Source organism: Nitratidesulfovibrio termitidis HI1 (assembly GCF_000504305.1).
GTDB lineage: Bacteria > Desulfobacterota > Desulfovibrionia > Desulfovibrionales > Desulfovibrionaceae > Cupidesulfovibrio > Cupidesulfovibrio termitidis.
In genome coordinates this window covers 3,137,643-3,150,055 of the sequence record NZ_KI632512.1, presented here as the reverse complement: position 1 = coordinate 3,150,055, position 12,413 = coordinate 3,137,643, and the positions used below count along the sequence as shown (strand labels likewise).

Here is a 12,413-nt window from a genome sequence, read left to right as displayed (position 1 = left end):
ATCCCGCACGCCGCCCCGCATTCCGCATGGAGTGCGGGGCGGTCGCGTTGCCGGGGCACCGGGAAAGGAGAAAGGACAACGCATGCGGAACGGCCTTGCCGCATCGACCGTCGCGTTGCCGCGCCCGGCGTCCGCTGCTACGGTGGGACAGCCATTTCCCACGCCATTCAAGGAGACACCATGGCCCGCCTGCTGCTGCTTGGCGCGGGACACGCCCACCTCGACACCATCCGCGCCATTCCGGCACTTGTCGCGCGCGGCCATGCGGTGACGGTGGCCGGGCCCGGCCCCTGCCACTACTATTCCGGCATGGGCCCCGGCGTGCTGGGCGGCACGTATCCCCCGCAGGCCATGGCCCTGCCGGTGCAGCGCATGGTGGAAACGGCGGAGGGCACCTTTGTCACCGACGCGGCGGTGCGTATTGATGCACCAGGTCACGCCGTGCACTTCGCCTCCGGCCTGCGGCTGGAGTATGACGTGTGCTCGTGCAACGTGGGGTCGCTGGTGGCCCAGACCCTGCCGGGGGATGCCGGCGGGCCGGGCAAGGCTGATATCAACGGTGCCAGTGGCGACCACGACGCCGCGCCCCTGTCCCTGCCGACGCCACCCGTGCTGCCCGTGAAACCCATCGAGAACCTGTACCGCGCCCGACAGACGTTGCTGCGTCTGACCGCGCATGGCCCGGTGCATGTGGTGGTGGCAGGCGGCGGGCCTGCCGCGCTGGAGGTGGCCTGCAACGCGGCGGTGTGTATTGCCCGGGCGAGGGGCAACGCCGCTCCCGCCGTTCCCGACGGCGATTCGGTCACCCTGGTGGCCGGGCGCGGGCTGCTGCCCGGCCTGCCGGAACGGGCACGCACCCTGTGCCGCGCATTGGCCGCCGCGCGCGGGGTACGCATCATGGAGGGTGCGCGGGCCGTGGAAGCCACGACAGACGGTGTGCAGCTGGACGATGGCCGCAGCCTGCCTGCGCAGATGGTGCTGCTGGCCACCGGCGTGACCCCGTCGCCACTGTTCGCCGCATCCAATCTGCCTGTAAGTCCAGACGGCGGGCTTGCGGTGAATGCGCACCTTCAGTCCATCGCCCACCCGGATCTGTTCGGCGGGGGCGACTGCATTCATTTCACCCCGGCCCCGTTGCCCCGCGTAGGGGTGCACGCCGTGCGCCAGGGACCGGTGTTGGCCGCCAATCTGGCGGCCCGGCTGGACCAACACGCGCGGGGCCCGGCGCACGTGCCCCGGTCAGCAGGTCTGCCGCTTCCTTCCCCGTACATCCCCCGGCCCAGCCATCTGCTGGTGCTGGATACCGGCGCGGGCACGGGGGTATTGCACCGCCCGCTGTGGGGCGGCGCACTGTGCTTCGGTGGCCGGGCGGCCTTCCTGCTCAAGCGGGCCATCGACACCCGGTTCATGCAGCGCCACCTGCCGCAGGACGGCACCCAACCCGGCGAATGTCCGTGGGACGCCACCGTCTGACCCGGCCCAACGCATCGACAGCGCAAGGCCAGCCCTGGTATGATCCGGCCCGGTTTGCCCCCTCTTCTGACGCGCGCAATCGCACCCTGTTCCTGCCCCCCCCATTCCGTGATAGGTGGATGCATACATGTTACCCCTCAAGATGCGAGGCATTCATGCCGCCAACCACCGCACAAGAGCGAGTTGCCTGCGCCGCCCCGTCCCCCGTTGACGATGCCCAGCGGAAACTTGCGGTCCTCATCGACGCGGACAACGCCCAGCCTGCCATCACCCCGGCCCTGCTGGCCGAAATTTCCCGGTTCGGGGTGGCCTGCGTACGCCGGATATACGGCGACTGGACAAGGCCGACGCTTTCCGGCTGGAAGGACATGCTGCACGCCCATTCCCTGCTGCCCATCCAGCAGTTCCAGTACACCAACGGCAAGAACTCCACAGACTGCGCCCTGATCATCGACGCCATGGACCTGATGCACACCGGGCGCTTCGACGGTTTCTGCCTGGTGTCCAGCGACAGCGACTTCACCCGGCTGGCCGCCCGCCTGCGCGAGGAAGGACTGGTGGTCTACGGATTCGGCGAACAGAAGACCCCGGAAGCCTTCGTCAGGGCATGCACCCGGTTCATCTATACCGAACTGCTCCGGCCAGGGGCGTTGCGCCCCACGGTACCTGCCGCAGCGGCACCCGCCGCCGCAAAAATATCCCCCAAGGTTGCGGCCAGGCAGGCACCCCCACTGCCCGCCAAAGCACAGCAAAAAGCCGCAACCGCTCCCGCCAGGATCCCGCAGCCGGGCAAGGGCACACAGAAACAGAAACCCGTACCCGTCGGGCTCATCGAACTGGCCGTTGAAGCCACATCGGACGACAATGGATGGGCGATGCTCAGCAGCGTGGCCAGCAACATCCTGCAGATGCAGCCGCAGTTCGATTCCCGCATGTACGGCTACGCCAAATTCGGGGGTCTCGTCCGCGCCCTTTCCGGCTTTTTCGAACTGGCGGAAAGGGCCACCCCTCGCGGCGGCATCACGCAATACATCCGGAACAGGAACGGAGGCTGACGCCCCCCTCCCCCACAACGCACGAAGGCCGCCACATCACGCGGCGGCCTTCGTCGTCCTGCTGCATCATCGCGCGGGCCAGCGCTCCTGCCCGGCTACATGCCGGGGCAGGTCTGGCCGCCGCAAAAGGTCAGAAAGCGCTGCGCCTCGGTAAAATCGGGGCGCATGGCCAGGGCCCTGGTCAGGTGCTGCACGCAGGCGCCGGTGTCACCCTTGTCGAAGTGGACTCGCGCAATGTTGAAATGCAGGTGTTCGTCTTCGTGGCACTCCAGCGCCTTGTGGTAGAAACGCAGCGAATCGTCGAAGTGCCCGTTCTTGCGCAGGCTGATGCCGAACCTGTTGAAGCGCACCCTGTGCTCCATCAGGAACGCCTCATCACTGCCCATGAGCAGATTCAACACCTTGCGCAGCCGGGTCGCGTCCTTCTTTTCCGCGTACACCTCGCCCAGGCCGAAGTTGGCGGGCACGTTCAGGTCGTCGATCATCAATGCCTTGATGAACGCTTTTTCCGCATCGTCCAGACGCAGTTCCGCCAGGCAGGCCTCACCTTCCACAAGTTTGCGGTGCAGTGACGTCAGCGCGGGCACCGTATGATTCTTGTAGTACAGTGGCTCCGGCATGTAGTTGCGAAGAAAATCAAGCTCTTCCATCGGCTTGCGAATACCCGACGGTACATGATGCACGTTGAGAGGCTGTACTTCGCAGGTGGCTGCATCCAGTTTGCGCGCATACCAATAGGTGACCTGGCGCTGCTGCGACGCGGTGCCGCCTATGCCAACCACGGCGTCCTGCTGCAACGAGTAGACGCCAAGTATGATCGGATATTGTTCGTCGTGCACGGGTGCTCCCCTGCTGCGCGCCATGGCGCGTCCGGTGTCCTGCCCTCCCCGGGCAGTGGATTGTCGCATACTTCATTTCCTTACCCGCCGTGTCAAGGCCGTTGCAGACCATTGCGGGCTTCCGTGCCGCACATGGCGGGCTAACCCTACCTGCCCCATGGGAAAGCACCGGCAAGGGTGCGGCAGCCCCCAATTGACGCCGGGCCATCCTGCGGCAAAGAATAATGTTCCGCTACGCTGGCATATGGCACAGCGACGGCAATACCGGCTCTGGTCGGCGCACCCGCGCGCCGCACCACAGGACACGCAGCCCATGCCCAGACTTCCCCGCCCCGCCCCCTCGTTGCTCGGCGTCATCGCCCTGGCTTGCGCGGTGACAACACTGCTTTACGCGCTGCTGGAACTGCCCGACCCGGACGATACGGCATGGCGTGGGGGCACCATCCGGGTGGGCTACGCCCTGGAACCCCCGTACGCCTACCGTACCCCGGAAGGCACCGTGACCGGCGAGGCCCCGGAAGTGGCCCGCGCCGCGCTGGCCCGCGCGGGCATCACGCGGGTGCGCTGGGTGCTCGGCGATTTCAATGCCCTGATCCCCGACCTGCTGGCCGGGCACATCGACATGATCGCGGCGGGCATGTTCGTCACGCCCGAACGGGCCGCCCGCGTGGCCTTTTCGCTGCCCACAAGTTCCGTGGGGCAGGGGCTGCTGGTGCGGCGCGGCAACCCGCGCGGCCTGCACGACTATGCATCGCTGGCCGAACGCAGCGAAGTATCCCTGGCCGTGCTGGACGGCGCGGTGGAACACCGCCAGTTGCTGCTGCTGGGCATGCCCGCCGAACGGCTGTTCACCGTGACCGACGCGCACGCGGGCGTGACTGCCGTGCGCAAGGGCCGCGTGGACGGTCTGGCTCTTTCCGGCCCCACGGTGACCGTACTGGCCCGCCAGCACCCCGACGAACTGGAGGCCGCACGGCCCTTCACCCAACCGATCATCGACGGCAAATCCGTGGCCGGATTGTGCGCCTTTGCCTTTCGCAGGGAGGACGCCCCCCTTGCGGACAGGGTGAACGAACAGTTGCGCGCCTTCATCGGCACACCGGAGCACCTTGCACTGGTGCGGCCCTTCGGCTTCGACACGTCCACCCTTCCGCCCTGGTCCGTCCCCGAAACGCCGGACGGGCAAGCCAGGCAAACCGGACAAACCGGGGACGGGCTCGGCCCGTGACCCGGCGCAGCCCTGCGCCGTTCCCGCTGCGCCACGCCCCCCGTACGCCCACGCGCGCGCCCATCACAGCCGTCACACCCACAGGACCCGCCGCATGACCCGACGCACCGCCATCTCGCAGAGCCGCAACATCGCCCTCGCCGGTGGCATCCTGGCGCTGGTGTGCTCGGGCATCCTGCTGCTGTGGGTGAATCACAGCTGGCACGCAAGCCTGCGCGGCTTCCTGCCGGTGGTGAAGGCGCTGCGCATCGCCAGGGCCGACCTGCTGAAGGGCCAACTGGCCGCAGAACGCCAGCTGGCGGGCGACGTCGACATCCCGCCCGGCATCCACGGCGCCTATTTCGAACAGGGGGCGGGCAGGCTGTACGATGCCGTGGAAGAACTGCTGGCCCCCGGGGGCAGTGCCGTTCCCGGCATTGCAGGCATCCGGGACATCCTGTCCTTTCAGGATGACGCACCGGAAATACTGGTGGCCCAGTTGCGCATCTACGCCGACGGCATCAGCGCCCTGAACCGCTCCACCAACGCCCGGCTCTCCGCCCCGCTGGGGGAGCACCCCCTGCTGGTGCTGGAACAGCGCCGCGCCTTCACCGAACTGGACCGGCTGGGCGATGCGCTGGAGCGCAGCGTGTTCTCCCGCTTCGTGGACGGCGCCGAACGCCAGAGCCGCCTGACCCGCGTGGTCTTCGTGTTGTGGATGTTCTTTCTGTGCGGGCTCACCCTGCTGTTCAAGATTGCCGCCGACCGCCGCCGCACCGCCGAAATGGCCCTGGTGGACAGCGAAGAGCGCTGGCAGTTCGCCCTGGAAGGCCCCGGCGACGGCGTGTGGGACTGGAACATCCCCACCGGTGAACTGTTCCTGTCCCCCCGCTGGAAGGAACTGCTGGGCTACGAGGAACATGAAATCGGCACCTCGCCCCGCGAATGGGAGGGCCGCATCCACCCGGACGACAGACAGCGGACGCAGGCCGCCATCGACATGCACCTTTCCGGCGCCACCGACACCTACCAGGCGGAATACCGCATGCGGCGCAAGGACGGCTCGTACATCTGGATGCTGGCCCGGGGCAAGGTGATGTCCCTTGCCGAAGACGGCACGCCCCTGCGCTTCGTGGGCACCCATTCCGACATCACCGCCCGCCGCCAGGCAGAAGAAGCCCTGCGCGCCAGCCGCGAAAACCTGGCCGTCACCCTGCGCTCCATCGGCGACGCCGTGATGGCCACCGACCGGGCCGGGCGCATCACCCTGATGAATCCGGTGGCCGAACGGCTGACCGGCTGGCCCTTCGGCTCCGCCCGGGGGCGGCACATCGGCGAGGTGTTCGTCATCGTCGCGGGCCGCACGCGCGAACCCGTGGCCGATCCGGTGGCGCAGGCGGTCAGCACCGGCAAGGTCGTGGAACTGACCAACGACACCCTGCTGCTGGCCCGCGACGGCGCGGAATACCAGATCGCGGACAGCGCCGCCCCCATCCACGACGACGCCGGGGAGATCACCGGGGCGGTGCTGGTGTTCACCGACGTCAGTGCCCAATACGCGGCACGCCGCCAGTTGCTGGCCAGCGAACGGCAGTTCCGCGCGGCCATCGAGGAAGCGCCCGTGCCGGTGATGATCCACGACGAGGACGGCACCGTGCTGGCCCTGAACCGCAGTTGGTGCGAACTTTCCGGCTACACCCCCGGCGACGTGCCCACCCTGACCCGCTGGGAAGAACTGGCCATGCACGGCGAGCCGGTGCATGGGCCCGATGCGTATCAGGGCGCACGACCAGACGGGCCCGGCGCGGCGCTGCCCGGCGCAGTTCCCGATGCCACCGCCGGTGCGCTCCCTGCCGACGGACAGGGCAGACGACTGGGCGAACGACCGGGCGGACAACAGGACGGACAACAGGGCGGACAACAGGGCGGACAACCGGGCGGACAACAGGGCGAAAGGGCGGGCGCATCCGCAGAAGGCGGCGCCGGACACCCCGCCAGCGATACCGACACACTGTACGCCCTGGGCGCACGCAGGGCCGACGGCGAACACCCGGTCATCTGCGCCGACGGATCGGCCAGGGTGTGGGACTTCAGTTCCGCCCCGCTCGGTTCGCTGCCCGATGGCCGCCGCGCGGTGATCCGCATGGCCGTGGACGTCACCGCCCGCAAGGAGGCGGAGGCCGCCCTGCTGCGCGAAAAGGGCGCGGCAGAGGCCGCCAACCTGGCCAAATCCGAATTCCTGGCCAACATGAGCCACGAGATCCGCACCCCGCTCAACGGTGCCCTGGGCATGCTGCAACTGCTGCAGACCACCACCCTGGACGAGGAACAGCAGGACTACCTGACCAGCGCCATCACCTCGGCCCGGCGGCTCACCCAGCTGCTGTCCGACGTGCTGGACCTTTCGCGGGTGGAGGCGGGCAGGCTGGCCCTGCGCGCCGCGCCCTTCGCGCTGGACGGGGTGGCCGCGTCCATCCGCGACATCTTCCTGCTGCCCGCGCGCGAAAAGGAACTGGAACTGGACATCCGGCTGGACCCGCGCCTGCCCCCGCGGCTGATGGGCGACGAGGCCCGGCTGCGCCAGATCGCCTTCAACCTGGTGGGCAACGCCATCAAGTTCACCGATACCGGCTCGGTAACCGTGGAACTGACCCCGCTGGGCCTGCCCTCGGCTCCGCGCCCGACCGGGAACCCGGCAGAAGGTGTGGCCGGGGGCACGGCTGGCGACACTCCCGCAGCCCGGCCCGACCATCTGCACCTGTTGCTGGAGGTGCGCGACACCGGCATCGGCATTCCGGAATCGCATCTGGAACGCATCTTCGAACCTTTCAGCCAACTGGACGGCTCGCACGTGCGGCGGCACGGCGGCGCGGGCCTGGGCCTGTCCATCGTGCGGCGGCTGGTGGCCCTGATGGGCGGCGAGCTTTCGCTGGAAAGCACGCCGGGGGCGGGCACCACCATCTTCATCTCGCTGCCCTTCGGCGCCCTGTGGGATGCCTCCGACGCGCTCCAGGCGCCTGTACGCGGACAGGATGGCCCCGGCCCGAGCGGCTCGGATGCAGCGGACGGAACCGCCAGTCCCGCCGGGAACGGCGGCAACGCAATGGCCATGCCCTCCCGACATGCCGATGTTTCCGCCCTGCCGAGGCGTGCCGCGCAACCCGGCAAGGGCCACGCCACGGCCAGAAGCGCAGCGGCAGCGCAGCACGCGGACCCCGCCGACGACACCCGCCCCGAAGACCAGAGCGTGCTGCACGTGCTGCTGGTGGAGGACGACGCCGTGAACCAGCTTGCCGTGCGACGCATGCTGGAAAAGTCGGGCATGGCCGTGACCCTGGCCACCGACGGCCAGCAGGCGCTGGACGCCCTGCACCAGGCCACGTTCGACTGCGTGGTCATGGACGTGCAGATGCCGGTCATGGACGGGCTGACGGCCACCCGCGCCATCCGCACCGACCCGGCCTTCGCCGCCCGCGCGGCCATCCCCGTTGTGGCCATGACCGCCCACGCCATGGTGGGCGACCGCGAATCCTTCCTGGATGCGGGCATGGACGACTACGTGTCGAAACCCGTGGAAATGAGCGTGCTGCGCCAGGCCATCCTGCGTGCCATGCAGGCGCGGCACGGTTCCTCGAAATAGCCCCCCCCTCGCCTTCCCGTTGGGCTGGGGGCCGCACGGTTCATTGTCGCCCCCATGTGCCCCCTGTGACCCTTGCCCTCCCCGCCGTCCGTGCCATTGCGCCATTCGCGCCATTCCCGGCCGTCCGTGCAACCTGTGCGACCTGTGCGACCTGTGCAACCTGTGCGACCTGTGCAACCTGTGCGACCTGTGCGATCCATGTGGTCCATGTGGTCCATGTGGTCCATGTACGCTGGCATGACTTGACGCGGTCGACGTGACCTGACGCGTTGCGGCGCAATGGCCCCCCATCGCGCACCCTCCCACAACGGTCCCCTCGGCCACGCCTCGTGCGGTCGGCCAGTTCCCTCCGCCTTCTGCCCCTGCGCCCCGCCCCCGTGCACGGGCCCTTCCTCTGCCCCCTCGCCTGTACGAAAAACACGAATTTTCAGAAATAGCTGACAGCAATTCATGAAAACATGACTGCGCCGCGCACACCTTCAGCGTGAACTCGCGTGGTTACGGCATGTTAGCGACCACTTGCACGCTGGCCCGCCTCTTGCTGTGCATTCTTTCACAATGGGGTCCGCAATCCCCCAACCCTCAGCCGGAGGCATGCGCATGCCACCCCGTTCCCGAAGTTTCCGGATCATGGCCGTGGGCCTGGCCGTGGTTGCCCTCGGCGCGAGTGCCTATGGCGTGAAGGCCACGTCCACCACCGCGTTCTGCATGTCCTGTCACGAAATGAAGGTCTACCAGACGGAACTGGACGCCTCGCCCCACGCCAAGGACGCCAAGGGCGCACCCATCGGGTGCTCGCAATGTCACATCCCCGGTACGGGCCTTGTGCGCATGGTCGCCGCCAAGACGTACCTGGGGGTGAAGGACATCTGGGCCCACTACGGCGGCGAAGGCGAGGACATGGACCGCGCCGCCATGCAGCCCATGGCGCGCCGCTTCGTGGATGACGCCAACTGCCGCGCCTGCCACCAGGACCTGACCCGCAACGCCAAGAACGACGGAGCGGTGTCCGAAACCGGACGCCTGGCCCACGAAAACTACGAGGGCAAGAACGGCATATCCCGCAGCGGCTGCGCGGGCTGCCACCGCAACATGGCGCACCTGCCGCGCTTCGACCAGCGCCTTGCCGCCAACGCCAAATTCGCCGCCAAGCTCAAGGAGGCACGCCCATGAAACCCGGTATGACGCCAGGTATGAAGCCCGACCCCACGGGAACCACTCCGGCCTCACGGCCCACCTCCTTCCTGGCCCACCCGCTGCTGCGCAACCGCGTGTTCGTGGTGCTGGCGGGCGCGGCCCTGCTGGTGGCCGCGTTCTTTCTGTACGTGCGCCTGGCCTTTCCCGGCGTGCGCTGCGAGGCGGCCAGGCACCTGGATGCGCCCGAAAAGATGGGCGACTGCTACGGCTGCCACGTAAAATCCACGCCCCGCGTGGCCCAGGACTGGTACGAGGGCAAACACGGCATCACCCTGGTGCGTTGCCAGACCTGCCACGGCCAGCCCGACGGCAAGGGGGCCATCGCCTTCAACCGCTCGCCCGGCGTGGAAATATGCGCCCGCTGCCATGCCCCCAGCATGGACCGCATGGAGGCCAAATTCGGCACGCGCGGCAACTGTTCCACGTGCCATCCCAACCATCAGAATCCCATGCACGGCGACGCCTACGTCAACCGGCAAGCCACCACAAAGACCACGCTGGACTAGGGCATGCCCGCAACGCGTCCTTTTGCCCGCTGGCTTCGTCAAACGTCGCCTGCCCCCAGGTCGAATACCACAAGCGTATACTCCCTGATGTCAGGCTTGTTTTCCTTGCCCGCGGACAAAAAACCTGCGTTGCAACCATGACCCCATAGCAAGGAGACAACCATGGAATGCTCCAGACGCGACTTTCTGCGCTACATGGCCCTGTCCGCCGCGCTGGCCGCCGTCAGCGGCGCGCCGCTGTCGGCATCGGCCGCCCAGCAGGACGAAAAGCCCGACACCTGGGTGAAGGGCGTATGCCGATACTGCGGCACCGGATGCGGTGTGCTGGTGGGCGTAAGGAACGGCAAGGCCGTGGCCATCAAGGGCGACCCGGACAACCACAACAAGGGCCTGCTGTGCCTCAAGGGCGCGCTGCTGATCCCGGTGCTGAACTCGCCCGACCGGGTCACCAGCCCCATGGCGCGCAAGACCAAGGGCGGCCCGCTGGAACCCATCGGCTGGGACGAGGCGCTGGACCTGCTGGCGAAGAAGTTCCGCACCGCCATCGACACCCATGGTCCCAAGTCCGTGGCCTACTACGGCTCCGGGCAGTGTCTGACCGAGGAATCGTACCTGGCCAGCAAGATCTTCAAGGCCGGGCTGCGCACCAACAACGTGGACGGCAACCCCCGCCTGTGCATGGCGTCCGCCGTGGGCGGCTACGTGACCTCGTTCGGCAAGGACGAGCCCATGGGCACCTACGAGGACATCGACCAGGCCTCGTGCTTCTTCATCATCGGGTCCAACACGTCGGAAGCGCACCCCGTGCTGTTCCGGCGCATCGCGCGGCGCAAGCAGGCCACGCCCGGCGTCAAGATCATCGTGGCCGACCCGCGCCGCACCAACACCTCGCGCATCGCCGACCTGCACATCGCCTTCCGCCCCGGCACCGACCTGGCCCTGATGAACGCCATGGCCTGGGTCATGATCCACGAGGAACTGGACAACGCCCGCTTCTGGGGCAAGTACGTGGCCTTCAAGGACAACCAGGGCAAGGACTGCACCTTCGACGACTACAAGGCGTTTCTTGAAGATTACCGCCCCGAAAAAGCCGCCGCCATCTGCCACATTCCGGAAGAGCAGATATGGCAGGCCGCGCGCCTGTTCGCGGAATCGCCCGCCACCATGTCGCTGTGGTGCATGGGCATCAACCAGCGGGTGCGCGGGGTGTGGGCCAACAACCTGATCCACAACCTGCACCTGATCAGCGGGCAGATCTGCCGCCCCGGCGCCACCCCCTTCTCACTGACCGGCCAGCCCAACGCCTGCGGCGGCGTGCGCGACGCGGGCGCGCTGTCGCACCTGTTGCCTGCGGGCCGCGCCATCGCCAACCCCAGGCACCGCGCCGAAATGGAGCAGTTGTGGGGCCTGCCCGAAGGCACCATCTCGCCCGACCCCGGCTATCACACCGTGGCCCTGTTCGAGGCCCTTGGCCGGGGCGACGTGAAGGCCCTGCTGATCTGCGAGACCAACCCCGCCCACACGCTGCCCAACCTGAACAAGGTCCACAAGGCCATGAGCCATCCGGACTCGTTCATCGCGGTCATCGAGGCCTTCCCCGACGCGGTCACCCTGCGCTACGCCGACCTGGTGCTGGCCCCGGCCTTCTGGTGCGAGCGTGACGGCGTGTACGGCTGCGGCGAGCGCCGCTACGCGCTCATCGAAAAGGCCGTGGAGCCGCCGCAGGGTTGCCGCCCCACCGTGAACACCCTGGTGGAGTTCGCCAGGCGCGTGGGCGTGGACCCAAAGCTGGTCGAGTTCCGCAACGCCGCCGACGTGTGGGAGGAATGGCGCACCGTCAGCAAGGGCACCACCTACAACTTCTACGGCATGACCCGCGAACGGCTGCGCAAGGAATCGGGCCTCATCTGGCCCTGCCCGGACGAAAAGCACCCCGGCACCCGGCTGCGCTACGTGCGCGGCGAAGACCCCATCGTGCCCGCAGACCATCCGGACAAGCTCTTCTTCTACGGCAGGCCCGACGGCAAGGCCGCCCTGTGGATGCGCCCCTACCAGGGCGCGGCGGAAGAGCCCGACGCCGACTACCCCCTGTACCTGACCTCCATGCGCGTCATCGACCACTGGCACACCGCCACCATGACCGGAAAGGTGCCGGAACTGCAAAAGGCCAACCCCTCGGCCTTCGTGGAAATCAACGGCGACGACGCCAAAAGCCTCGGCATCGCCCACGGCGACGCCTGCGTGGTGGAAACCCGGCGCGACAAGCTGACCATGCCCGCGCGCGTCAGCGACGTGTGCCGCACCGGGCTCATCGCCGTGCCGTTCTTCGACCGGGAAAAGCTGGTCAACAAGCTGTTCCTGGACGCGACAGACCCCATCTCGCGCGAGCCGGAATACAAGATATGCGCGGCGCGGATACGCAAGGCTTGATTCACGGATGGGGAATGAACCGGGGAGGGGACCCTTTGAAAAGGGTCTCCCTCCCCGGACCCCTCC

8 protein-coding genes are annotated in these 12,413 nt (G+C 67.9%); 7 read left to right on the top strand and 1 reads right to left on the bottom strand.

The annotated features are described in order from the left end of the window. Nucleotides 1-180: 180 nt before the first annotated feature. Nucleotides 181-1,473, top strand: a complete 1,293-nt coding sequence (locus tag DESTE_RS12620) for an NAD(P)/FAD-dependent oxidoreductase (protein WP_035068013.1) — start codon at nucleotides 181-183, stop codon at nucleotides 1,471-1,473. A gap of 155 nt (nucleotides 1,474-1,628) precedes the next feature. After that, complete coding sequence (locus DESTE_RS12615; protein WP_035068012.1) at nucleotides 1,629-2,528, top strand: NYN domain-containing protein; 900 nt, start codon at nucleotides 1,629-1,631, stop codon at nucleotides 2,526-2,528. Between the two features lie 95 nt (nucleotides 2,529-2,623). Here the strand turns inward: DESTE_RS12615 and DESTE_RS12610 are convergent, their stop codons facing one another. Beyond that, nucleotides 2,624-3,391 (bottom strand): tetratricopeptide repeat protein, encoded by a 768-nt coding sequence (locus DESTE_RS12610; protein ID WP_051384454.1) that lies wholly within the window; start codon nucleotides 3,389-3,391, stop codon nucleotides 2,624-2,626. Nucleotides 3,392-3,680: 289 nt separating this feature from the next. Here DESTE_RS12610 and ehuB point away from each other — a divergent pair, with 289 nt between their 5' ends. The 5 genes from ehuB to DESTE_RS12585 all read left to right on the top strand — a co-directional run bounded on the left by ehuB (nucleotide 3,681) and on the right by DESTE_RS12585 (nucleotide 12,347). Next, on the top strand, nucleotides 3,681-4,595 hold the full coding sequence (ehuB, locus tag DESTE_RS12605; RefSeq protein WP_035068011.1) for an ectoine/hydroxyectoine ABC transporter substrate-binding protein EhuB: 915 nt from the start codon (nucleotides 3,681-3,683) through the stop codon (nucleotides 4,593-4,595). Between the two features lie 94 nt (nucleotides 4,596-4,689). After that, nucleotides 4,690-8,214 (top strand): PAS domain S-box protein, encoded by a 3,525-nt coding sequence (locus tag DESTE_RS12600; RefSeq protein WP_035068010.1) that lies wholly within the window; start codon nucleotides 4,690-4,692, stop codon nucleotides 8,212-8,214. A gap of 600 nt (nucleotides 8,215-8,814) precedes the next feature. Then, on the top strand, nucleotides 8,815-9,387 hold the full coding sequence (locus tag DESTE_RS12595) for a cytochrome c3 family protein (protein WP_035068009.1): 573 nt from the start codon (nucleotides 8,815-8,817) through the stop codon (nucleotides 9,385-9,387). Next, a complete protein-coding gene (locus DESTE_RS12590) occupies nucleotides 9,384-9,917 on the top strand; it encodes a hypothetical protein (protein ID WP_245590841.1) in 534 nt (177 codons plus the stop codon). The genes DESTE_RS12595 and DESTE_RS12590 overlap by 4 nt, the downstream gene beginning before the upstream one ends. 162 nt (nucleotides 9,918-10,079) lie before the next feature. Then, nucleotides 10,080-12,347 (top strand): nitrate reductase, encoded by a 2,268-nt coding sequence (locus DESTE_RS12585; RefSeq protein ID WP_035068007.1) that lies wholly within the window; start codon nucleotides 10,080-10,082, stop codon nucleotides 12,345-12,347. Nucleotides 12,348-12,413: the final 66 nt, after the last annotated feature.

Excerpts from the sequence above, each read along its gene's own strand:
- DESTE_RS12610 (WP_051384454.1), bottom strand. The coding sequence starts at position 3,391 with ATGGCGCGCAGCAGGGGAGCACCCGTGCACGACGAACAATATCCGATC.
- DESTE_RS12590 (WP_245590841.1), top strand. The coding sequence starts at position 9,384 with ATGAAACCCGGTATGACGCCAGGTATGAAGCCCGACCCCACGGGAACC.
- DESTE_RS12600 (WP_035068010.1), top strand. The coding sequence starts at position 4,690 with ATGACCCGACGCACCGCCATCTCGCAGAGCCGCAACATCGCCCTCGCC.
- DESTE_RS12595 (WP_035068009.1), top strand. The coding sequence starts at position 8,815 with ATGCCACCCCGTTCCCGAAGTTTCCGGATCATGGCCGTGGGCCTGGCC.
- DESTE_RS12585 (WP_035068007.1), top strand. The coding sequence starts at position 10,080 with ATGGAATGCTCCAGACGCGACTTTCTGCGCTACATGGCCCTGTCCGCC.
- ehuB (WP_035068011.1), top strand. The coding sequence starts at position 3,681 with ATGCCCAGACTTCCCCGCCCCGCCCCCTCGTTGCTCGGCGTCATCGCC.
- DESTE_RS12620 (WP_035068013.1), top strand. The coding sequence starts at position 181 with ATGGCCCGCCTGCTGCTGCTTGGCGCGGGACACGCCCACCTCGACACC.
- DESTE_RS12615 (WP_035068012.1), top strand. The coding sequence starts at position 1,629 with ATGCCGCCAACCACCGCACAAGAGCGAGTTGCCTGCGCCGCCCCGTCC.